This window comes from Ruminococcus sp. AF20-12LB (assembly GCF_003478985.1).
Taxonomy (GTDB): domain Bacteria; phylum Bacillota; class Clostridia; order Lachnospirales; family Lachnospiraceae; genus Blautia_A.
Map to the genome: position 1 here is coordinate 190,797 of NZ_QUGH01000006.1, position 19,148 is coordinate 209,944.

Here is a 19,148-nt window from a genome sequence, read left to right on the forward strand (position 1 = left end):
GTCCGTCTCTCGCAGACATTTAAAATTCCTTTTTAAAGCAAGATAAGACTCCTGTGTCTTTACAGGAGTCTTTTCTTACGCATTATTTGTGGATCACAACACCGTCGATCAGGCCGTATGCCTTAGCTTCTTCCGCTGTCATATAGTTGTCACGGTCAGTATCTTTTTCCACAATCTCAAGAGGCTGTCCGGTATTCGCAGAAAGAATCTCGTTCAGCTTCTTTTTGGTTTTTGCGATCTGGTCAGCTACGATCTGGATTTCTGTAGCCTGCCCCTGTGCACCGCCTGATGGCTGATGGATCATGATCGTCGAATTTGGCAGTGCATATCTCTTGCCTTTGGCACCGGAGGACAGGAGGAAAGCTCCCATACTGGCTGCCATTCCAAGGCAGATCGTAGATACATCGCACTTAATATACTGCATTGTATCATAAATTGCCATTCCGGCAGTTACAGAACCACCCGGGCTGTTGATATAAAGCTGGATATCCTTGGAAGGATCTTCTGCTTCCAGGAAGAGAAGCTGCGCAACGATCAGGTTCGCACTGACATCGTTTACCTCTTCTCCAAGGAAAATGATTCGGTCCTTAAGAAGTCTTGAATAGATATCGTAACTTCTTTCTCCTCTGCTGGTCTGCTCAATGACGTAAGGTACTAAACTCATTTTGCCCTCCATTTCCGAGGTTTATTACGCCTCTACAGCTGCATCGGCAACTAATGTAACAGCTTTCTGAACAGCCATATCTTTCTTCATCTGCTCCATCTCGTTCTCACCGATGAGATCTTTTAATTTGTCTGCTTCCATCTTGTACATCTCTGCCATCTTGGAGATCTCTTCGTTAACCTCATCCTCTGTTGGCTGGATGTTCTCTACCTCAGCGATCTTCTCAAGAACAAGTCTTGTCTGGATTCTCTTAAGAGCCTGTGGCTTCATGTCTTCCATCATCTTGTCAACACTCTGACCTGTGAACTGGAAGTACTGCTCCATGGAAAGACCCTGAGACTGCATTCTTCTTGCGAAATCGTCAAGCATCTGACGTGTCTGTGTCTCGATCATTGCCTCCGGAATATCCATCTGTGCATTCTCGATCGCTTTATCTACTGCTGCGTCTTCTTTTGCACGACGTGCGTCTTCTGCTTTCTTCTCTGTCAGGTTCTTCTTAACGTCTTCCTTGTACTCAGCAAGTGTATCAAACTCAGATACATCCTTAGCAAAGTCGTCGTCAAGCTCCGGAAGCTCTTTTGCTTCGATCTTCTTAACATCACACTGGAATACAGCTTCTTTGCCAGCCAGCTCTTTTGCCTGATACTCCTCTGGGAATGTAACCTTAACTTCTACGTGATCACCTGTGTTAGCACCAACAAGCTGCTCCTCGAATCCCGGGATGAAGGTGTTGGAACCAAGTGTCAGCGGATAGTCTGTTCCTTTACCGCCCTCGAATGCCTCACCGTCTACGAAGCCCTCGAAATCGATAGTTGCTGTATCGCCGTTCTGTGCTGCACGATCCTCAACTGTGATCGTTCTGGAGTTTTTCTCCTGCTCTTTCTTAAGCTCAGCCTCGACTTCCTCGTCTGTTACCTCTGTCTCAGACTTCGGAACCTCAAGTCCTTTATAGTCACCGAGAGTCACCTCTGGTTTAGTAGCTACTTCTGCTGTAAAGATAAATGGTTTGCCAGGCTCAACCTGTGTTACATCGATCTTAGGCTGGGAAACGATCTCAAGATCACACTCAGCAAGTGCTTTGCTGTAATGCTCAGGGATCAGAGCGTTTGCAGCGTCCTCAAGGAATACTCCCTTTCCGTACATCTGCTCGATCATTTTTCTTGGAGCTTTTCCTTTACGGAATCCCGGAATAGAAATTCTGCCTTTTGCTTTCTGATATGCATTCTGCATTGCTTTGTCAAGATCCTCGGCGGAAACCTCGATTGTAAGTTTCGCCATGTTTTTCTCCATTTTCTCCACCTGTAAACTCATGTTTCTTGTTCCTCCTTAATCATATCGAGTAAATACCTTATATAAAATAGTTAACACTCGCATTATATATATTTACAGTCATTTCTGTAGTATAGCATAACCACTGTAAAAACGCCAGTATTTTTTTCAGTTTTCCATATGCCCACACAGGGCATTTGTCACTGCTCACTTCGTTCTCAGCAACGCACTTCGCAATGCACAGAACTTATGCTAATCGCCAAAATCCGTGCGGTGTATTTCCTCAATATCAAAGTAATTTTCTGTTTTTCTTATGTAAGCAAGACAAAATGCAAAAATTCTTTTATAAGTTCCGGGCGTATAATGAACACCATCGTCTGTACCGTCTCCCGTATTGGATACAGTACCATATCCTGTCCGCATCAGATAACTGTAAACATCGATATAATGGTACTGACTTCCAAGCTTACTGGCAAGACCGCTGTTAAAAGCCCGGATATCCTCACATTTACGATTCCGGGTACTTCCCCTTTTCCCTCCATTAATCGGATTCACAGACATATAATACAGACTGCAGTTTTTCATGGAAAGCTTTGTTCCCAGCTTTTTCATGTAAGACCCGTACTGTGAGAGTTTATCATTCAGATCCTGTTTTCCTTTAATACCTCTGAGATCGTTGACGCCATGATTAAACACCACCGCGATCTTTGCGTATTTTTCATTTTTACGATATTTTTCTATTTCTTTCAAAAGAGCCTGTGCGCCCGTCAACTTCAGCCAGTCCAGTTCCGTATTAGAACAGCATACAAAGCTGACATGGCTGTCCACATACTCCTCCCCAAACTGTTCGTACAATACCTTCTGAAGACCATATGTCCTGGAATCTCCCACGAAGATGATCCTTTCGTAGTTCTCAGGATAATGAAAGCTGTTCCTGACCAGATTCGGTTCCTGATAACGCCAGAATCTAACTGCATAGAGATGCATGGTCCCACTGACTGTGATCACCTGTCCGGCTTCATACCTTGGCGAGGTCTTCTGACCTGCTCGGGTGGACCATCCAAGGAATGTAGAATTCTCTTCATTGGCCATCACCGGCAGTTTCAGTTTTCCGCTTGGAACCCGTATGATCTTGTAGATACCTCCGTCATTCCTGTGCAGGATCAGTTTGAGATTGTTCTTCTTTTTTATCACTGCATAAAACGTTACATTTCTTCTTACAAAATATTTTTTTCCCGGCTTATATCTTGCCTCCGTTCCTCCTTTTTTCAGAGACCATCCCTCTGCCTGATATCCTGCTGGGACCTGCGGCACTTTGGGAATCGTGATCATGGAACCAAATTTCTGTTTCTTTCCCAATTTTTCATATACAGCAGAGGAGACTCCTCTGCCTGACCTGAAAGATACGGAATACATCTTTTTGCAGGCGTTCCTGGATGTACCATCCGACCAGTCAAAGCCGGCAGCTGACACCAAATGTCCTGTGGCGGTCATCAGTATAACAAGAAGCGCCACTACCCACAGGATCTGTTTCATCTCTTTTTTCATGATCTTACATACACCACCGATTCAGCAATCTCTTCTGCCTTTGCGCTTCCCTCCAGCTGTCCGATCAGGGAAAGGCTGAAGTCGATGGCTGTTCCAAGGCCTCTGCTGGTAGTTACATTTCCATCTACCACTACAGGCTTCAGAGATGTTCTGGCACTTTTAAGCTGTTCCATAACAGATGGATAAGATGTAGCATTTCTGCCTTTCAGGAATCCAAGTCTTTCGAATACACCTGGTGCCGCACAGATAGCTGCTACCTTGCCGCCCTTCTGATAGAAATCTGTCAGAAGTTCAGTCAGCGGTTTATATTCCTCCAGATATTTTGTTCCCGGCATTCCTCCCGGAATTACAAGCATATCCGCATCGGAAAAATCACATTCTCCAAAGGTACGGTCTGTAAGAAGATCGATTCCATGAGAGGTTCTGATCTCTTTTGTCTCTTTGATAGATACTGTCTGAATATCGATCCCGGCTCTTCTCATCAGATCTACCACTGTCAGTCCTTCAATATCCTCAAAACCATCTGCGAAAAAAATATACACTTTACTCATGATCCTGTTCATCCTTTCTTTTATAAAATCCATAAATATTTTCTGTATTCCCCATTCCCTTCCATAATGCTTTTTCCATCTGAAAATGTCAAGAAATTTCAACAGATATCCCATTGCAAATCCTGTTTTTTTCCTGTAGACTGAACATAATATCTTTTCATTTCACAAACCCGGAGGTTTTTTATTATGGAGATTGAACGTAAATTTCTGATCCGGAAGGATGACCTTCCGCAGGATCTGGCTTCCTATCCCTGCCACCGGATCGAGCAGGGGTATCTTTGCACTTCCCCTGTTGTCCGCATCCGCCGGCAGGATGATGACTATTTTCTTACTTACAAATCCAAAGGTCTCATGAGCCGTGAAGAATATAATCTTCCGCTCACCGCTGAGGCCTATGAGCATCTGAAGCCTAAAGCAGACGGTATCCTCATTACAAAGGACCGCTATGTGATCCCGGAAAAAGACGGACTTTTTATTGAGCTGGATGTGTTCCACGGAGAATACGAGGGAGTTCTTCTGGCTGAGGTTGAATTTCCTACAGAGGAGGCCGCCAATGCCTACACTGCGCCGGACTGGTTCGGAGAAGATGTGACTTATTCTACCAGATATCATAACAGTACCATGAGCCAGGGCTGGCAGACTGATTACTGTTCACTCCGTTCTCAGTAACGTAGATTGATCGCTAAACGAATCGGAAATCGCACTTGTATTTCTTATTTCAGGTGTTATAATTAGTAATGCAGGCAGATATAGTTCATCGGTAGAACATCAGCTTCCCAAGCTGAGGAGGCGGGTTCGATTCCCGTTATCTGCTTTCATTGCCAAAGAGGGCACGCAGTCAGGCGTGTCTTTTTTTATAAAATTTTAAGGAGGGTTTTTGTTTATGAAGATTGGATTTATCGGATGTGGAAATATGGCCTCTGCCATGATCGGCGGTATTCTCCGTCATGGAATCTTTTCAAAGGATGAGATCATTGTTTCTAACCTTACAGAAGAAGGCAGAGCGCGCAGTAAAAAAACTCTTGGTGTTGTCACCACTCTGGATAACAATGAAATAGTCAGATCTGCAAAAACTGTCGTTCTTGCAGTAAAACCGCAGTTTTATGAGGAAGTTCTCACGGAGATCCACGACAGCCTCACGACAGAGCACACCATCATCGGAATCGCTCCCGGCAAGACGCTTGCATGGCTGGAAGAAAAAGCCGGTCTTCCTCTGAAGGTTGTTCGTTTTATGCCTAATACTCCTGCACAGGTTGGAGCCGGAATGACTGCTGTATGTGCCAATGACCGGGTTTCGGAAGACGAACTGGCAGAAATCCTTAAGATCACAGACAGCTTTGGCTGTACCGAAGTGATACCGGAGCGTCTGATGGACGCCGCAGGCGCTGTAGGCGGCTGTGCACCGGCTTATGTGTTTATGTTTATCGAAGCCATGGCAGATGCCGCTGTCAGCCAGGGAATGCCTCGTAAGCAGGCTTATAAATTTGCTTCCCAGACTGTTCTCGGCAGTGCAAAAATGGTTCTGGAAACCGGCAGACACCCTGGAGACCTGAAAGACATGGTCTGCTCACCGGCAGGAACTACCATTGAAGGTGTCCGCACCCTGGAAAAGAGCGGCTTCCGCAGTGCCGTATTTGAAGCGCTTACCGCAGCTGCTGAGAAGGGTAAAAAGTTATAATTTCCGAAAACAAAAACTCCGTGAGGTCTGCATTCACCCGGACCTTACGGAGTTTTTCCATCTCATCTCTTTTATCATCTGCCGACAGCCCTACAGCAGCTCGATCAGCGCATCAATATCTTCCATTTTTGTTCCCCAGCTTGTGGCAAAACGGATCACTGTATGATCTTCATCATATTTTTCCCAGAAATCAAACTGCACTTCTTTGCCCAGTTCTTCTTTCTTTTTATTTTCCAGAACTACAAACTGCTGGTTCGTGGGAGAATCCAGGAAAAACTGATATCCTTTTTCCTGAAGAGCTTTTTTCAGCTTCATAGCTGTTTCAATAGCATTTTTGCTGATCCTTGTATACAGATCATCGGTAAACAGTGTGTCAAACTGGATTCCCAGAAGACGGCCTTTTGCCAGAAGGGCTCCCTGCTGTTTCACCATAGTCATAATGTGCTTCGGAGCTTTTTTCGTAAAGACCACTGCCTCACCGCAAAGTGCTCCTACCTTGGTTCCGCCGATGTAGAACATATCTGTACATCTGGCGATATCCTCAAGTGTCACATCTGCTTCCGGACTTACCAGACCGTAACCAAGTCTTGCTCCGTCCAGAAATAGCGGAAGCTCGTATTTATGGCATACCTCGGAAATTTCCTCCAGCTCTTTCTTCGTATAAAGTGTTCCGTACTCTGTCGGATGGGAAATATAAACCATTCCCGGAAATACCATATGGTCGTGACTTTCATCCCCGTAAAAAGTTTCCACATAATCTGTGATACTTTCTGCTTTGATCTTTCCGTTTTCTGCCGGAAGTGTCAGTACCTTATGTCCTGTATACTCGATCGCTCCGGCCTCATGACAGCTTACGTGTCCGGTCTGCGCCGCAAGAACACCTTCATAACGGTTCAAGACAGAACCTATGACCGTGGCATTGGTCTGGGTTCCTCCCACCAGGAAAAGCACCTCAGCATCCGGGCAGCCACAGGCCTTACGGATCTTCTCTTTTGCAGAATCACAGTATTTGTCTGTGCCATAGCCGGAAAGCTTCTCCATATTGGTTTCCAGAAGCTTTTGGAGGATCGCCGGATGAGCTCCCTCGCAGTAATCGTTTACAAAAAATAACATTTTATTTTCTCCTCATCTGTATTTTCATTTTATTTGACCGTCTGCCCTGGAATGATCTTACAGGTAGAAAACGACTTGAATTTACAGGAAATCGCCCCCTTCATCTCCTGTTCCAGGAAAAGCATGGCTACATGCGCACGTTCCAGATGCTCCATCCGAAGTGTGGTAAGAAGGATATCTCCGGTAAGATAATCCGGGATCTCATCCACACCCAGAAGAGAAATGTCTTCCGGAACCGAAATTTTCTTCTGCCGTAACGCACGCATCACTCCAATGGATATCTGATAATTTTCCATGATAAAGGCATCCGGCAATTCATGAGTATCCAGATATTTCAGTGTTGCCTCGCATACCTCACTGGTAGTTTCTCCCAGCGAGTAAATAGACTCTTTCTCCAGCGGCAGGCCATTCTTCCGAAGTCCTGCACGGAATCCTGCACGCCTTTGCTGGAAATTAAAGATATCCTGGGTATTGGCCATATATTTGATATTCCGGCATCCTCTGGAAACCAGATAATCTACACAATCTCTGATTCCCTCCACTCCACCGAAGGTAACGCAATGATATTCATTTCCAAGATCATTATCATAAATCACCATTGGCTTTCGGATCGCCCGAAACGGTGGAAACTGATCCGGCTGCATCTCTGTTGCATACAGGATCACACCTGCCACATTTTCCTCATTGGCCTCACGCACTACGCGCTCCACGTCTTCTTTTTTTGTGGAAGAAGCATAAGTCACACTGACGATACAGCCCATTCTTCTGGCTTCCTGTTCAAATATCGTCAGACTATCCGGGCATACATCCAATTCAAAATTTTTGAGGAACCTGAGATGATTGTCAATATAAAGCACCTTGATGATATTTTTATTTTCCAATTCCTGATTCTGTTTATCTTTTTCTTCTTTTTGTTTTTCCGGTTCTCCGGTAACTTCTTCTATATAATCGAAAACCTTCCGTCTGGTCTTTTCACTGACCCCTGGCTTGTTGTTCAAAACCAGAGATACAGTTGCCTTGGAAAGATTAAGATTTCTTGCTATATCCGCTGCTTTAATCTTCATGCCGCTCCCTCTTACTAAACATTCTCTCCTTGATTTTAAACATTTTCTTCTGCACTGTCAACACAAAGCGGGAAGCTGCTCACAGGCAGCTCCCCGCAAAAATGATCATTTGACCTCACGTACACGTACAGCCATATATTCTCTTCCAGGCAGGTCGATCCGGAACTTGCCTTTAAAGATTCCTTTCTTCTCGATCGTCATATTCCAGGTATCAATTACTTCTACCTCAAATTCTGTCTCATCATCGATATGATACTCACGGAATGACGGACGCATGAAGCTGTAATAGAAAATATAATATTTAATATCCTGAAGACTATTATCTACTGCTGCACCAACCTCATCCCACTGATTTTCCAGCGGACGAAGTCCCGGTGCCGGTGTCTCCTCCATAATCTTCTGGAGGAATTTAAATCTCTCGGGGCTTTCTCCGTGAAGCTTGCCGCCATGAGACCACCAGAGAATTCCCTCATCATTCATATAGGTTTCTCCGTGTCCCGGATATGCTCCCCGACAGAATGCTTCCCAGAAACGTCTTGTCATTTCTTTTCCACTGATATTTCCCCATCCATGCTGGATATTTCCTTCATATGCAATCTCATCCAGAACTACCGGTTTTTTGTAACGGATCCGCCACTCATTTACCATCTCGGAGGACTTGTAAAGATCCTGTCTCTGAATGCTGCAGTGAGTGATCCACGGTCTTGTATAATCATAGAAACTCTTGCAATTGTGAATGGAACGAAGATGATTGTATACATCTTTTTCCTGGATAATAGCTGCGTAACGCTCCCAGTCCTCTGTTGTCTTTTTCGGGAAAAGATCGTACTCATTGGCAAGTGACCACCATACGTTTCTGTATGCACTTACTCTGGCAATGAGATATTTCCAGTAGAGATCATCACACTCTGCGCTCATCTCGCTGAATCCCCATCTGTCATATGGATGCATCACAATGATATCTGCCTGGATCCCAAGGTCCATCAGCTTCTTTATACAGTCATCAATGTGCTGGAAATGTTTTACATTAAATCTCTTGTGATCAAAATCATTGCCTGCTGCACAGCCAACATATTCCAGAAAATTCTCAGATGTCAGTACAGAGCTGTCCATCGGAGTTCCTTCATATGGATAGCTGATCGGCTCATTCAGGTTGTAGTCATAATGTTTCGGGAATACACAGAAACGGATCTTATTAAATGCACTGTCTGCCAGTGTCTCCAGTGTCTGTTTCTGAAGCTCCTCGCTCTGAAGTTCCCACACATAGCAGGTTGTTCCGATGGAATAATAAGGTTTTCCATCTTCATATGCCATATGATAGGTGTAGGATACACGGACCGGTCCGTGATTGCCCTCTGCTGCCGGTGTTACATGAAATGCACCTGTATACACTTCATCAGAAAAGCTTCCTTTGATCTCAAATGTATAATCACCTTCAAAAGATGGCATAAAACGTACACGGTAAATTCCGTCTCCATCATAGAAACCATCTACGGTTTTTGTCTCTTCTTTACCTTTAAAGGTTCCCTGAATTGCATAATCGGTAAACGGATTCCCTTCATGCTTACCTGGCATTTCAGCTTCAAAGGTTCCCCATTTTTCTACGGATTCTGTATATTTGCAAGTACTCATAAATCCTCCTCTTTCTTTCTGTAGTCATCCAGGCGGCTGTTCACGACCCGTTACGCTGCCTGCATCTGATATCAAGATTTAACTGCTCCGGCCATACCTTCCACGAAATATCTCTGGAAGATCAGATATACCACCATAACCGGAATAACGGAAACAAGTACACCTGCACACAGATAACCATAGTCTGTTCCGTGCTCACCTACGAATGTCATAATACCAACCGGTACTGTCTTCATGGCATTGTCGTTGATGATAACGCTGGCCAGAAGATACTCATTCCATGTGGAAAGGAAATCTGTGATAAACAGTGTTGCGATCGCCGGTTTTGCGATCGGCAGGATGATCTTGTAAAAAAGCTGCCACTTATTACATCCGTCGATACATGCAGCCTCATCAATATCTTTCGGAATTCCCAGCATAAATCCTCGCATGATCAGGATACAGTAGGAAATACCAAATCCGATATAAACATAAAATAATCCGAAATATGTATTCAGAAGATTCAATTTGCTGTAGATGATGTTGATCGGTACCAGTGCTGTCTGCATCGGAAGCATCATACCAATAAGGAAGAATACGAAGATACCTATACGGTGCTTGATATTCAGTCTTGTCAGTGCAAAGGAAGCCATAGCACCTACAAAAATACCAAGCGGTACCTTCAGGCAGGAAATGATCAGATCATTCTTCATATAAGTAAAAAGATTTCCCTTTGTAATGGCATTGGTAAAGTTATCCCAGGCAATTTCAGCAGGAAGCTGGAACAGACTCAGTCCGCTCATAAAATCCTTTTTGTGTTTCAATGCTGTTGCAACCAATGTAAAGATCGGAACGATCCAGATCAGTGCCAAAATTATCAGAAGTACGTACAGCAATATTTTTTTTGTGATTTTTTTTGTTTTTCCGTCCATTGTCTGCACCTCCTACTTTTCTTTTGCCGTGAAGGAAACATACGGAATGATCACCACAAGCATCATGACTACCATGACACAGGCAACTGCAGTTCCCATACCTACATTGTTATACTGGAATGTCTGAGAATACATATAGGTTGCCAGAACCTGTGTAGAGTTGTTTGGACCGCCTCCTGTAAGACCCTGTACAATATCGAAAACCTTCATAGCTGCTACGATCAGTGTTGCAAGAACCATGACAAATGTTTCTTTCATAAGCGGTACGGTAACACTGAAGAATTTACGGACCGGACCTGCACCATCAATGGTTGCTGCCTCAAGGACATCCGGGGATACTGCCTGAAGACCTGCCAGGAAAAGGATCATCGGCTGGCCGATCCCCTGCCACAGTGCTGCCGCAAAGATTGCATACAGGCTCACCTTCGGATCAGAGATCCAGGTCTGTTTGAAATTAATCCCAAGTACCTTGAAAAACTGATTGATAAATCCGATGTTCGGATTGTAGATCCATCTCCAGATGATCGCTACCGCGATTGGTGCGATAACGCAGGGAAAATAGAAAAATGCACGGAACACGGTACGTCCGCGGAACTGTTTGTTAAGAATGACCGCAAAGCCAAGAGAAACCGTCATCAGAAGTACAATCGTAAGTACGATCCAGACCAGGTTATTCTTCAACGCGATCATAAATGTTGCATCATTTGTAAAAAGATTAACATAGTTTGACAGACCTACAAACTCCTTCTCAGCAACACCGTTCCATTTAAACATACTGATAAACAGTGAGTAAAATACCGGTACCACAATTACGGAAAGGTAGATCACTGCTGCCGGTATAAGAAACGCATATGCCCCAAAATCAACTTTTCTTTTTTTCTTCATTCCGGATCACCTCCATTTTTACTGAAAAAAGCGGCCAAAGCCTGCGCTCTGGCCGCCCCGTTATGCTTTTATGATTATTTAGCCTGATATTCTTCAATTGCCTTCTGGATATTAGCTGCTGCATCTTCCGGTGTCATCTCGCCGTTTGCAACTGCATCCTGTGCATTAAAGAGAACATCTGCAACCTCTGTCGGGAATGCCTGGTCAGTGATCGTGAATGTACCGTTCTCATTAGATGTTTCAAGCATACCGTTTACGTTGACCTGCTCAGCCGGAGCTTCAGCGCCCTGTACAGGAAGCGGTACGTTATAGTACTCACCATACTCTGCAACATTCTCATCACTCTGATAGTAATCCATGAACTTCACGCATGCATCAAGTTCTTCATCAGAAAGATTAGCATTGAACTGTGTCATCTCTGCGAAAGCAGACATACGGTTGTCATCACCTGACGGGAATGCAAATACACCATAATTGTTAGGATCAAGATCATTCTGGATGAACTGTCCGTCATACCACTGTCCCTGGAGATCCATTGCACACTCTCCTGTACCCATTGCCATGATGGTATCGTTCGGATCAAGTGTAAGGAAACCATCCGGGAAGTATCCTGCGTCAACCCACTCTTTATATTTCTCAAAAGCCTGTACTACTGCATCGCAGTTCCAGCTCTCCTCAAATGTGTTCAGCTTGTCATGAAGCTCAGCACCTGCATAGTGCTCAACAAGAAGCTCAAACCATCTCATTACATGCCATCCGTTAAGTCCGGCTGTATCCATTGGTGTAACTCCGTTATCTTTCAGAGTCTTAAGAGCTGCTTCGAAATCCTCGAATGTAGTAGGAACTTCGATTCCGTTATCTTCAAAGATCTGTTTATTATAGTAAACACCAAGTGCATTGTAGCTTGTCGGATATCCGGAAAGCTTGTTTTCAAATGTACAGAGATTTAAAGAAGATTCTGTAAATTTGTCGTTCCATCCGTTATCTTTCGCATACTGTGTAAGATCATATGTCTTTCCATTCTCCTCATAGAAGCTTCCAAGACTGCCGCCCCAGTTAAACCACATACTTGGAAGTGTATCGGAAGAAGCTGCTACTTTGCATGCATCCTTGATTCCATCTGTGTCATAGAAAGAAGCTGTTACTTTAATATCCGGGTTTGCTTCGTTGAATGCCTCTACGATCGGCTCAACCGCGTTCTGTCTTGTGTTCAGTGTCCAGAAAGAAACCTCTGTTGCTGCACTTACGGAAGAAGCCATTCCGAATACCATTGTTCCTGCAAGTACTGCTGCCATTACCTTTTTAAAATTCATACCATGTCCTCCTTTAAACTTTTTCATGAATTTTGTTTAGTTTTTCGTTTAGTATGTCTCGTTTTTTGTTAAGTAAAAGATAGCATATTGTTTAGTAATTTTCAACTACATTTTATCTTTTCTATATTTTTTATAATTTTTCTTGATATTTTTTGTGTATTTTTACCATGTTTTATTATATTTCATTTGACCTCATTTAAACTTTTTTGAATTATTTTAAATTTATTCACACCATTTTTGTTTAACGAATCATTTTCATCCATTTATTAAATACTATTTTGGAGCTTTTTATCTAATATTTTCAGTCACTCAATAGCATATTCTGACATTCTCTTTTTCTTATTCCTTCTTTATTACGTACAAAAACCTGCGGTTTTTATAAAAGCCGCAGGTTTTTCCCATGTATTTTAAACTTTTTAACTTTCACATGCTTTCCGTGCATACTCCGTCTGCACCAGATCTTCATATGCCGCACGATCCGTCAACTCCCCTGCATCTTCCAGGATATCCTGCAGAAGCTCAAAGCTGTCTTTTTCAAAGATGAGATTCTCTTTCCATGTGTCCTGGTCATAATAACGTTTTACAATGGCAGTAATGGTTTCAAGATCTGTTTCTTTGAACTGCGGTGCGATCACTTCCGCGATTTCCTCTGGCGTATGACTCTGCACATAGTCCATTCCCTTCTGAAGTGCATCGGTAAATTTCTGGATGATCTCAGGATTTTCTTTCATGTAGCTTGCTTTTGCACTATAGGATGTATATGGTACATATCCGGATGCCTCTCCGAGAGATGCCACTACATAGCCCGCTCCTTCTTTTTCCAGAATAGTTGCAGATGGTTCGAATTCTACTGTATATGCCGCTGAATCATCACCTGTAAAAGCTGCTGCCGTGGAACCGAAATCAATACTCTGGTCAATGGTCAGATCCTTTTGCGGATCAATGCTGTTTTTCTTCAGTATATATTCAAATACCATTTCCGGCATTCCACCTGTCGCCTGTATTACAATGTAAATATTCGTCCGATAGTTGTTTTGCGGTTGTTTCTGCAGAGATATCTGATGTATCCGGCAGATAGTCTTTGACAAGCGCCGTAATTTCTTCTTTTGATTTTACGATTCTGTACGGCTTCAGCGAGTTTTCTGTGGATTCCAGAATCCCAAGACTTTTCGCCAGTTCAATATAGGGCAGAATACTCTGCTTTGTCTTTTTGAATCCAAGATCTGTGATGTGCTCAGACAGATACTTGGCAGATGTGTAGCCACGCTCATCCTCAGCGATCAGCTTCATTACGATAGCAATTATCGTATTTTCTCTGCGGTTCATTTCATCGGCAGGACTATATTGAATCAGATTGGATAGTCCATACTTTAAAGTAATTTCCGGCATTCCGTCCTCATCCACCACAATTTTTTCTATGAGCAGTTCAATATCTCTGCGGTCAAGCGTTCCCCCGGCAATGATCTTATCTACTACATCAAGAGCACTCCGTAATTCATCTTTTACATCCGGCGTTTCGATTGCTGCTTCATCCAGTTCCTTTAACTGCATTTCCAGACCATGAATCTGAGCAAACAAATCATTCTGCATGGAATCGTAAGTCTCATTGATCAAATTTTCATTTCCGTTAGCAACTGCCAGATCTTTTACTTTCTGTGTAAGTAAAACTTTCAGCTGATTCTTTCGGTCACCGATTTCTCTATGTAGTTCCTGTCGTTTTTCTTCGACTGTTTTTTTTTCTGCTTCAAAATCTTTCAAATCATAGGTAGCAATGACTTCACTGAGAGCATTTCTGCATAGTTTGATATAAGTCAGAACATCTTCCATTAAATCATCTTCTTCGATCAGATGAGCCTTGGAGCAATAACGCCTGCCTTTGGTGTTATATGTCGTACAGATATAATATTTTCGTTCCCTGCTGGATGTCTGACGCTTGATCGGTGTGAGACGGCTGCCACAGTCCTTACAATACAGACAGCTTCCAAAGGGATTGGGAATCTCTGAACCAAGCCACCGTCCACGGCTTCCACGATAATTCGTTCGGTTACGTTTTTCCTTTAATTCCTGCACCAGTGAAAAGGTAGCTCTGTCAATAATTGCCGGGTGATGACTCTCGAAAATACACTGTTCTTCCTTTGGAACACGTTTGTCCTTTCCATGAACAGTATTCCTTGCACGTTTTTTCAGCCGAAACGTTCCAATATAAAAATCATTGTCCAGAATTTCTTTTATCATGGCATCCGACCATTTGGAAGCAACCTGCCTTTTAGATAATCTTCCTTCTTCGATTTCACGTTCCCGCTGTATCATAGAAGGAGTCGGTGCGTTGTGCTCTGCCAGATACGTAGCGATTTTTCGATAACCGGAACCGGAAAGGTATAAATCATAAATCTTCCGGATATATTCCGCTTCTTTTGGCACAATCTCCAAAATCGTTTTATCTTCTGTATTGCGACGGTACCCAAACGGGGGTCTGGTGATCAAAGTTCCTTCTTTTTGCCGGGCTCCGATGGCACGTTTGATCTTTTTACTGGTATCTTTCACATACCTTTCATTAAACCATGTTTTTATACCAATGGTGTCATCACTGGAATCCATGGAATCATAGTTGTCATCAATGACAATCAAGTGTTTGCCACGCTCCTGGAACTCATCCAGAAGCAGAAGAACCTTTGCATTATGTCTGCCAAGACGGGAGAAGTCTTTGACGTATACGGTATCAATCTCTTGATCCAGATCTGCCATCATCTGCTGAAATCCAGGTCTGTCAAAAATATAGCCGGAAATTCCATCGTCTTCATACCAGCGGTCAATTTTTACGCCATGATCATTGGCATATTGACTGATGATCAGCTTCTGATTTTCTATGGAAACGTAATTTTTCTTATCATCATCTCGGGAGAGACGGACATATCCTGCATTCATAGCTGCCCCTTTCATTAATGTAAATTTAAATACTATACATTATGTAATATCGTTATATATTATGGGTAAGAAAAAGTATATAGTCAAATTGAAGGCATTTAAAATCATGAAATATTTGATATTGATGATAGATTGCGAAAACATGTGAGATTTGATATGATTTTAAGGAAATATTTAACCGAATCAAGTAAGTCCCCTGCTTCAATTGCGAAAAGAAATAAGCAGTGGGTAGGGACTTGCTTGTATCAGGATGAGTGCAAGCTCCTTCTGATAAACTGCGGAGCAGTTATTTGGTTATGAGCAAGTAGCAAAGCGGATTGCGAATATCCGCTTGACTAGATTTTGGAAATTTGACGGAGGTAGTTATGGCTTTTGATTTTAAGAAAGAATATAAAGAATTTTATATGCCGAAGAAAAAACCAGAGATTGTAAATGTCCCGAAGGTTAATTACATTGCAGTTAGAGGTAAAGGCAATCCAAACGAAGAAGGCGGTGCATATCAACAAGCGATTAGTGTTTTATATGCTGTTGCATACACATTAAAAATGAGTTACAAGACTGATTATAAAATTGAAGGCTTTTTTGAATATGTTGTTCCTCCATTGGAAGGCTTTTGGTGGCAGGATGATGTCGAAGGTGTAGATTATACAAATAAATCTGCTTTTAACTGGATTTCTGTCATTCGTCTGCCTGATTTCATTTCTAAAGCCGATTTTGACTGGGCGGTAGAAACAGCAACGAAAAAGAAGAAACTCGATTGTTCATCCGCAGAGTATCTTACGATTGATGAGGGATTATGCGTCCAAATTATGCACATAGGTTCTTTTGATGATGAGCCAGCAACCGTTGCTCTTATGGATACTTATGTAGAACAAAATGGGTATGTGAATGATATTAACAAAGATAGATTGCACCACGAGATTTATATGTCTGATGCAAGAAAGGTTGCTCCGGAAAAATGGAAAACTGTAATTAGACATCCGATCAAGAAAGCGTAAAATCGGTAGTTGAGGAGGTGGTTTTGTGATAAGTAAGTTAAGATACGGCAATACCAACACTTTCTTTATTCAAGGAATAAGTGGCGGTTTGCTTATTGATACCGATTTTGTGGGAACATTGCCGGCATTTTATAAAGCAATTAAAGAACACAGCATTAAAATTAGTGATATTTCTTATGTTTTGGCAACACACTACCATCCTGACCATATTGGTTTAATAAGCGAGCTGATGAAACAAGGAGTAAAACTTCTTCTAATCAATATACAGAAGTCATATATTCATTTTGCAGACGAGATTTTCAGAAGAGATAAGCGATTAGAGTATGAGCCAATCAACATTGATAATTCTGTAATTATCGACTGCAAAGATAGTCGGGAATTTCTTAAAAACATAGGTATTGAGGGAGAAATCATATCTACTCCAAGCCATAGTAAAGATAGCATATCCTTGATTTTAGATAATGGGATTTGTTTGGTGGGAGATTTAGAACCTATCGAATATCTTGATGCTTATGAAGGTAATAGTAAATTAAAAAGCGATTGGAACCTTGTTATGAACTATAATCCCAAAAGGATTTATTATGCTCATGCTAATGAAAAAATATTGTGATTGACAGCAATAACTTCAAGTTTATAAAATTAAGACAATCGGGATTTGGAGGTGATTTAAATGGAAAACAAAATTGTAGGTGCTATTTTCTGCTTCATGTCAGCAATTTTAATTTCTGCACGATATATTTCTGCTGCAATATTTATGAGTGGAGTAGTTTCTTGGGATGCCACTTTATTTGCAGCAGGTCTTGAATATGTAGGGCCTTTTTTACCAGTAGCGGCTGGTGTTGCATTTATTATTGGAATCCTGTTTCTGGGATATGGGCTGTATCAGGATATTAAAAAGATGAAGAAATAGAACAATTCAAGCTTGGTGAAATAAAGAAATTATTGGAGGGGAAAATATGGTTGGAAGAATTTATCACGTTGGATTAATTGTTTCTGATTTGGATCGCTCGATTGCTTTCTACAGAGATATTCTTGAACTTGAATTTCAGGGCGAAATCTTTATGGAAGGCGAAGAGACAGATAAAATGTTCCGTAAGGAAAATTGTAAAGCAAGGGTTGCATATTTGAATGGTTCGAAGGTTCTTGAAGCACCACCGGTTGAATTGATTCAGTTTGTAGACAGCAAAATCCATAAAGAACAATCAGACTTGTTTACGACATCTATCTCAGAAGTATGCTTTTACACGGATGACATTGATTCTGTATACAAAACCCTTATCGAAAATCATGTGGAGTGCTTGTCTGAACCGCAGTATTTTGATTTCAGGGCAGATGGATTTGGGGAAAGCAGAGCGTTTTATTTCAGAGATCCGGATGGAATCATTCTTGAGATGATGCAACCGTTATAAAAGGATACAAAATCGAAGTTTAACGCTTAACTAGGAGGAATAAACATGGCAAAAAAAGAAGAAAGATTTGAAACTATATTTAGAGATGGAAGTTCGCTTAAGGATGAAGGGGTTCGCCAAATTCTTGTAGATAAGGAGACTGGAGTTAATTATCTTTGTTGGAAATCTGGATACGGGGCTGGTATTACACCTCTTCTAGATTCTGAAGGAAAAGTCATAGTTACAAAGTAAGATTCCAGTTTGTTGAAATCATGATATATCATTCCAGTGATTTCTAACCATTGCTTTGATACCATTGTGAATATCGGCATCCGAGTTTCCATCCAGAAATGTGACAACCCGGAAACCACTATCCGTATATTTCTTACGTTCAGCTTCAAATTCTTCCTGTGAGGAGAAGTCACTGCGCCAGAGATAATACGTTGGTTTACGCAAGGCTATCACATCCTGTTAAATTTTCTATCATTATCATATAAAAAGTGGACAGTTTTCGTGTCTGTCCACTTTAAAATAATTTTATCATTCACGGTCTGAATGGCTTAACTGACCTCTTTTTGCCAATTCCAGTATTTTCGGTGGAATACGATCTACCAGACGTTGCAGATTTTCATAATCCGCCCTGAGAAATGAACGGAAATTATAAAAGATAAACAGTTTTTAAATTGGCAGAAATTAGGAGCCAACGAAGCAGATATCGAAAAAATCAAGAATCAATTCGTATCCATATTGCGTGATATAAAATCCAGTATGCAGAACAAAGAACTTACAAGTACTGTTGCTACAGCCGAATCCATAAAGACAATCCGAGATGCATTGCCTGATAAGCCAGCTTCTGATATTACAAGTGATGATGTGGCAAGTGCCGTTGCTTTTTATATGGGGCAGGCAACAGATCTAAATGATAAGGGACTTACAATGGTGCACGAATTGGCAAAATATATTTTTGATAACAGTGCGTCAGAGGAAAGATCCGATGATCGTTGATAAAAATATACCTTTCTTCAAATGTGGCATCGTTTAAATAATAGCATCGCCATGCTATTATTCAAACTCAGTTCTGCTCTTTCAGGAATCTCCTTTGCAGGCTTCCATCGCAGAATGCCGGGAGTTACAGGTAAATGTAGAGCAGAAGGATATTTCCGTTTAGTGCATTGGTCGTATATGAATTTCTTGCATGCTTCTTTGATT

22 protein-coding genes and 1 tRNA gene are annotated in these 19,148 nt (G+C 42.0%); 9 read left to right on the forward strand and 14 right to left on the reverse strand.

The genetic code is table 11. The annotated features are described in order from the left end of the window. Window positions 1–82: 82 nt before the first annotated feature. From clpP to DWX61_RS09965, 4 genes are all read right to left on the reverse strand, one after another. Window positions 83–664 (reverse strand): ATP-dependent Clp endopeptidase proteolytic subunit ClpP, encoded by a 582-nt coding sequence (gene clpP / locus DWX61_RS09950; RefSeq protein WP_015527365.1) that lies wholly within the window; start codon window positions 662–664, stop codon window positions 83–85. A gap of 24 nt (window positions 665–688) precedes the next feature. Next, window positions 689–1,975, reverse strand: coding sequence for a trigger factor (tig, locus tag DWX61_RS09955; protein ID WP_118512920.1), 1,287 nt, complete (start codon window positions 1,973–1,975; stop codon window positions 689–691). Between the two features lie 210 nt (window positions 1,976–2,185). Then, window positions 2,186–3,481 carry an InlB B-repeat-containing protein gene (locus DWX61_RS09960; RefSeq protein WP_118625067.1) on the reverse strand — a complete coding sequence of 432 codons (1,296 nt, stop codon included), beginning with the start codon at window positions 3,479–3,481 and terminating at the stop codon, window positions 2,186–2,188. After that, the gene (locus DWX61_RS09965) at window positions 3,478–4,032 is read right to left on the reverse strand and encodes a DJ-1 family glyoxalase III (protein ID WP_280520149.1); all 555 of its coding nucleotides are present in this window, start codon (window positions 4,030–4,032) and stop codon (window positions 3,478–3,480) included. The genes DWX61_RS09960 and DWX61_RS09965 overlap by 4 nt, the downstream gene beginning before the upstream one ends. 186 nt (window positions 4,033–4,218) lie before the next feature. Between DWX61_RS09965 and DWX61_RS09970 the strand changes: the two genes are divergently transcribed. From DWX61_RS09970 to proC, 3 genes are all read left to right on the forward strand, one after another. Next, window positions 4,219–4,701 carry a CYTH domain-containing protein gene (locus DWX61_RS09970; RefSeq protein WP_118625069.1) on the forward strand — a complete coding sequence of 161 codons (483 nt, stop codon included), beginning with the start codon at window positions 4,219–4,221 and terminating at the stop codon, window positions 4,699–4,701. A 74-nt stretch (window positions 4,702–4,775) separates the two neighbouring features. Next, window positions 4,776–4,846 (forward strand) — tRNA-Gly (locus DWX61_RS09975). 69 nt (window positions 4,847–4,915) lie between these two features. Continuing rightward, the gene (proC, locus tag DWX61_RS09980) at window positions 4,916–5,710 is read left to right on the forward strand and encodes a pyrroline-5-carboxylate reductase (protein WP_118625071.1); all 795 of its coding nucleotides are present in this window, start codon (window positions 4,916–4,918) and stop codon (window positions 5,708–5,710) included. A gap of 90 nt (window positions 5,711–5,800) precedes the next feature. Here the strand turns inward: proC and DWX61_RS09985 are convergent, their stop codons facing one another. The 8 genes from DWX61_RS09985 to DWX61_RS10015 all read right to left on the reverse strand — a co-directional run bounded on the left by DWX61_RS09985 (window position 5,801) and on the right by DWX61_RS10015 (window position 15,553). Then, window positions 5,801–6,823, reverse strand: a complete 1,023-nt coding sequence (locus DWX61_RS09985; protein ID WP_118625073.1) for a threonine aldolase family protein — start codon at window positions 6,821–6,823, stop codon at window positions 5,801–5,803. Window positions 6,824–6,852: 29 nt separating this feature from the next. Next, window positions 6,853–7,887, reverse strand: a complete 1,035-nt coding sequence (locus tag DWX61_RS09990) for a LacI family DNA-binding transcriptional regulator (protein WP_118625075.1) — start codon at window positions 7,885–7,887, stop codon at window positions 6,853–6,855. A 105-nt stretch (window positions 7,888–7,992) separates the two neighbouring features. Beyond that, a complete protein-coding gene (locus DWX61_RS09995) occupies window positions 7,993–9,519 on the reverse strand; it encodes a DUF5605 domain-containing protein (protein WP_118625077.1) in 1,527 nt (508 codons plus the stop codon). A 71-nt stretch (window positions 9,520–9,590) separates the two neighbouring features. Continuing rightward, complete coding sequence (locus DWX61_RS10000; RefSeq protein WP_118512927.1) at window positions 9,591–10,430, reverse strand: carbohydrate ABC transporter permease; 840 nt, start codon at window positions 10,428–10,430, stop codon at window positions 9,591–9,593. A 12-nt stretch (window positions 10,431–10,442) separates the two neighbouring features. Next, window positions 10,443–11,315, reverse strand: a complete 873-nt coding sequence (locus tag DWX61_RS10005; RefSeq protein WP_118512928.1) for a carbohydrate ABC transporter permease — start codon at window positions 11,313–11,315, stop codon at window positions 10,443–10,445. Window positions 11,316–11,389: 74 nt separating this feature from the next. Next, the gene (locus tag DWX61_RS10010) at window positions 11,390–12,628 is read right to left on the reverse strand and encodes an ABC transporter substrate-binding protein (RefSeq protein ID WP_118625079.1); all 1,239 of its coding nucleotides are present in this window, start codon (window positions 12,626–12,628) and stop codon (window positions 11,390–11,392) included. Window positions 12,629–13,044: 416 nt separating this feature from the next. Next, entirely contained in the window at window positions 13,045–13,605 is a 561-nt protein-coding gene (locus DWX61_RS19290; RefSeq protein ID WP_330612651.1) for an ABC transporter substrate-binding protein, read from the reverse strand. Further along, on the reverse strand, window positions 13,595–15,553 hold the full coding sequence (locus DWX61_RS10015) for a recombinase family protein (RefSeq protein ID WP_286188073.1): 1,959 nt from the start codon (window positions 15,551–15,553) through the stop codon (window positions 13,595–13,597). The genes DWX61_RS19290 and DWX61_RS10015 overlap by 11 nt, the downstream gene beginning before the upstream one ends. Window positions 15,554–15,918: 365 nt before the next feature. On the opposite strand from DWX61_RS10015, the gene DWX61_RS10020 reads away from it, so the two are divergent. From DWX61_RS10020 to DWX61_RS10040, 5 genes are read left to right on the forward strand one after another with little or no spacing between them, the layout of a single operon-like run. After that, window positions 15,919–16,551, forward strand: coding sequence for a GyrI-like domain-containing protein (locus DWX61_RS10020; protein ID WP_118625081.1), 633 nt, complete (start codon window positions 15,919–15,921; stop codon window positions 16,549–16,551). A 25-nt stretch (window positions 16,552–16,576) separates the two neighbouring features. Then, on the forward strand, window positions 16,577–17,161 hold the full coding sequence (locus DWX61_RS10025) for an MBL fold metallo-hydrolase (RefSeq protein ID WP_118625083.1): 585 nt from the start codon (window positions 16,577–16,579) through the stop codon (window positions 17,159–17,161). A gap of 60 nt (window positions 17,162–17,221) precedes the next feature. Then, complete coding sequence (locus DWX61_RS10030) at window positions 17,222–17,461, forward strand: hypothetical protein (RefSeq protein WP_118512932.1); 240 nt, start codon at window positions 17,222–17,224, stop codon at window positions 17,459–17,461. Window positions 17,462–17,507: 46 nt separating this feature from the next. Further along, on the forward strand, window positions 17,508–17,960 hold the full coding sequence (locus DWX61_RS10035; protein ID WP_118512933.1) for a VOC family protein: 453 nt from the start codon (window positions 17,508–17,510) through the stop codon (window positions 17,958–17,960). A gap of 45 nt (window positions 17,961–18,005) precedes the next feature. Then, the gene (locus tag DWX61_RS10040) at window positions 18,006–18,191 is read left to right on the forward strand and encodes a DUF6440 family protein (protein ID WP_118512934.1); all 186 of its coding nucleotides are present in this window, start codon (window positions 18,006–18,008) and stop codon (window positions 18,189–18,191) included. An 18-nt stretch (window positions 18,192–18,209) separates the two neighbouring features. Here DWX61_RS10040 and DWX61_RS10045 read toward each other — a convergent pair whose 3' ends face one another. After that, the gene (locus DWX61_RS10045) at window positions 18,210–18,395 is read right to left on the reverse strand and encodes a hypothetical protein (RefSeq protein ID WP_180214270.1); all 186 of its coding nucleotides are present in this window, start codon (window positions 18,393–18,395) and stop codon (window positions 18,210–18,212) included. A 312-nt stretch (window positions 18,396–18,707) separates the two neighbouring features. Here DWX61_RS10045 and DWX61_RS10055 point away from each other — a divergent pair, with 312 nt between their 5' ends. Next, on the forward strand, window positions 18,708–18,944 hold the full coding sequence (locus DWX61_RS10055; RefSeq protein ID WP_147419215.1) for a hypothetical protein: 237 nt from the start codon (window positions 18,708–18,710) through the stop codon (window positions 18,942–18,944). Between the two features lie 17 nt (window positions 18,945–18,961). On the opposite strand, the gene DWX61_RS19080 is transcribed toward DWX61_RS10055, so the two are convergent. After that, window positions 18,962–19,148 (reverse strand): hypothetical protein (locus tag DWX61_RS19080; protein WP_207664990.1); only part of this gene is annotated, 187 nt, incomplete at its 5' end.

What these genes read in the sequence shown, in the direction of transcription:
- clpP (WP_015527365.1), bottom strand. Translation starts at nt 664, where the DNA reads ATGAGTTTAGTACCTTACGTCATTGAGCAGACCAGCAGAGGAGAAAGA.
- tig (WP_118512920.1), bottom strand. Translation starts at nt 1,975, where the DNA reads ATGAGTTTACAGGTGGAGAAAATGGAGAAAAACATGGCGAAACTTACA.
- DWX61_RS09960 (WP_118625067.1), bottom strand. Translation starts at nt 3,481, where the DNA reads ATGAAAAAAGAGATGAAACAGATCCTGTGGGTAGTGGCGCTTCTTGTT.
- DWX61_RS09965 (WP_280520149.1), bottom strand. Translation starts at nt 4,032, where the DNA reads ATGAGTAAAGTGTATATTTTTTTCGCAGATGGTTTTGAGGATATTGAA.
- DWX61_RS09970 (WP_118625069.1), top strand. Translation starts at nt 4,219, where the DNA reads ATGGAGATTGAACGTAAATTTCTGATCCGGAAGGATGACCTTCCGCAG.
- proC (WP_118625071.1), top strand. Translation starts at nt 4,916, where the DNA reads ATGAAGATTGGATTTATCGGATGTGGAAATATGGCCTCTGCCATGATC.
- DWX61_RS09985 (WP_118625073.1), bottom strand. Translation starts at nt 6,823, where the DNA reads ATGTTATTTTTTGTAAACGATTACTGCGAGGGAGCTCATCCGGCGATC.
- DWX61_RS09990 (WP_118625075.1), bottom strand. Translation starts at nt 7,887, where the DNA reads ATGAAGATTAAAGCAGCGGATATAGCAAGAAATCTTAATCTTTCCAAG.
- DWX61_RS09995 (WP_118625077.1), bottom strand. Translation starts at nt 9,519, where the DNA reads ATGAGTACTTGCAAATATACAGAATCCGTAGAAAAATGGGGAACCTTT.
- DWX61_RS10000 (WP_118512927.1), bottom strand. Translation starts at nt 10,430, where the DNA reads ATGGACGGAAAAACAAAAAAAATCACAAAAAAAATATTGCTGTACGTA.
- DWX61_RS10005 (WP_118512928.1), bottom strand. Translation starts at nt 11,315, where the DNA reads ATGAAGAAAAAAAGAAAAGTTGATTTTGGGGCATATGCGTTTCTTATA.
- DWX61_RS10010 (WP_118625079.1), bottom strand. Translation starts at nt 12,628, where the DNA reads ATGAATTTTAAAAAGGTAATGGCAGCAGTACTTGCAGGAACAATGGTA.
- DWX61_RS19290 (WP_330612651.1), bottom strand. Translation starts at nt 13,605, where the DNA reads ATGGTATTTGAATATATACTGAAGAAAAACAGCATTGATCCGCAAAAG.
- DWX61_RS10015 (WP_286188073.1), bottom strand. Translation starts at nt 15,553, where the DNA reads ATGAATGCAGGATATGTCCGTCTCTCCCGAGATGATGATAAGAAAAAT.
- DWX61_RS10020 (WP_118625081.1), top strand. Translation starts at nt 15,919, where the DNA reads ATGGCTTTTGATTTTAAGAAAGAATATAAAGAATTTTATATGCCGAAG.
- DWX61_RS10030 (WP_118512932.1), top strand. Translation starts at nt 17,222, where the DNA reads ATGGAAAACAAAATTGTAGGTGCTATTTTCTGCTTCATGTCAGCAATT.
- DWX61_RS10035 (WP_118512933.1), top strand. Translation starts at nt 17,508, where the DNA reads ATGGTTGGAAGAATTTATCACGTTGGATTAATTGTTTCTGATTTGGAT.
- DWX61_RS10040 (WP_118512934.1), top strand. Translation starts at nt 18,006, where the DNA reads ATGGCAAAAAAAGAAGAAAGATTTGAAACTATATTTAGAGATGGAAGT.
- DWX61_RS10055 (WP_147419215.1), top strand. Translation starts at nt 18,708, where the DNA reads ATGCAGAACAAAGAACTTACAAGTACTGTTGCTACAGCCGAATCCATA.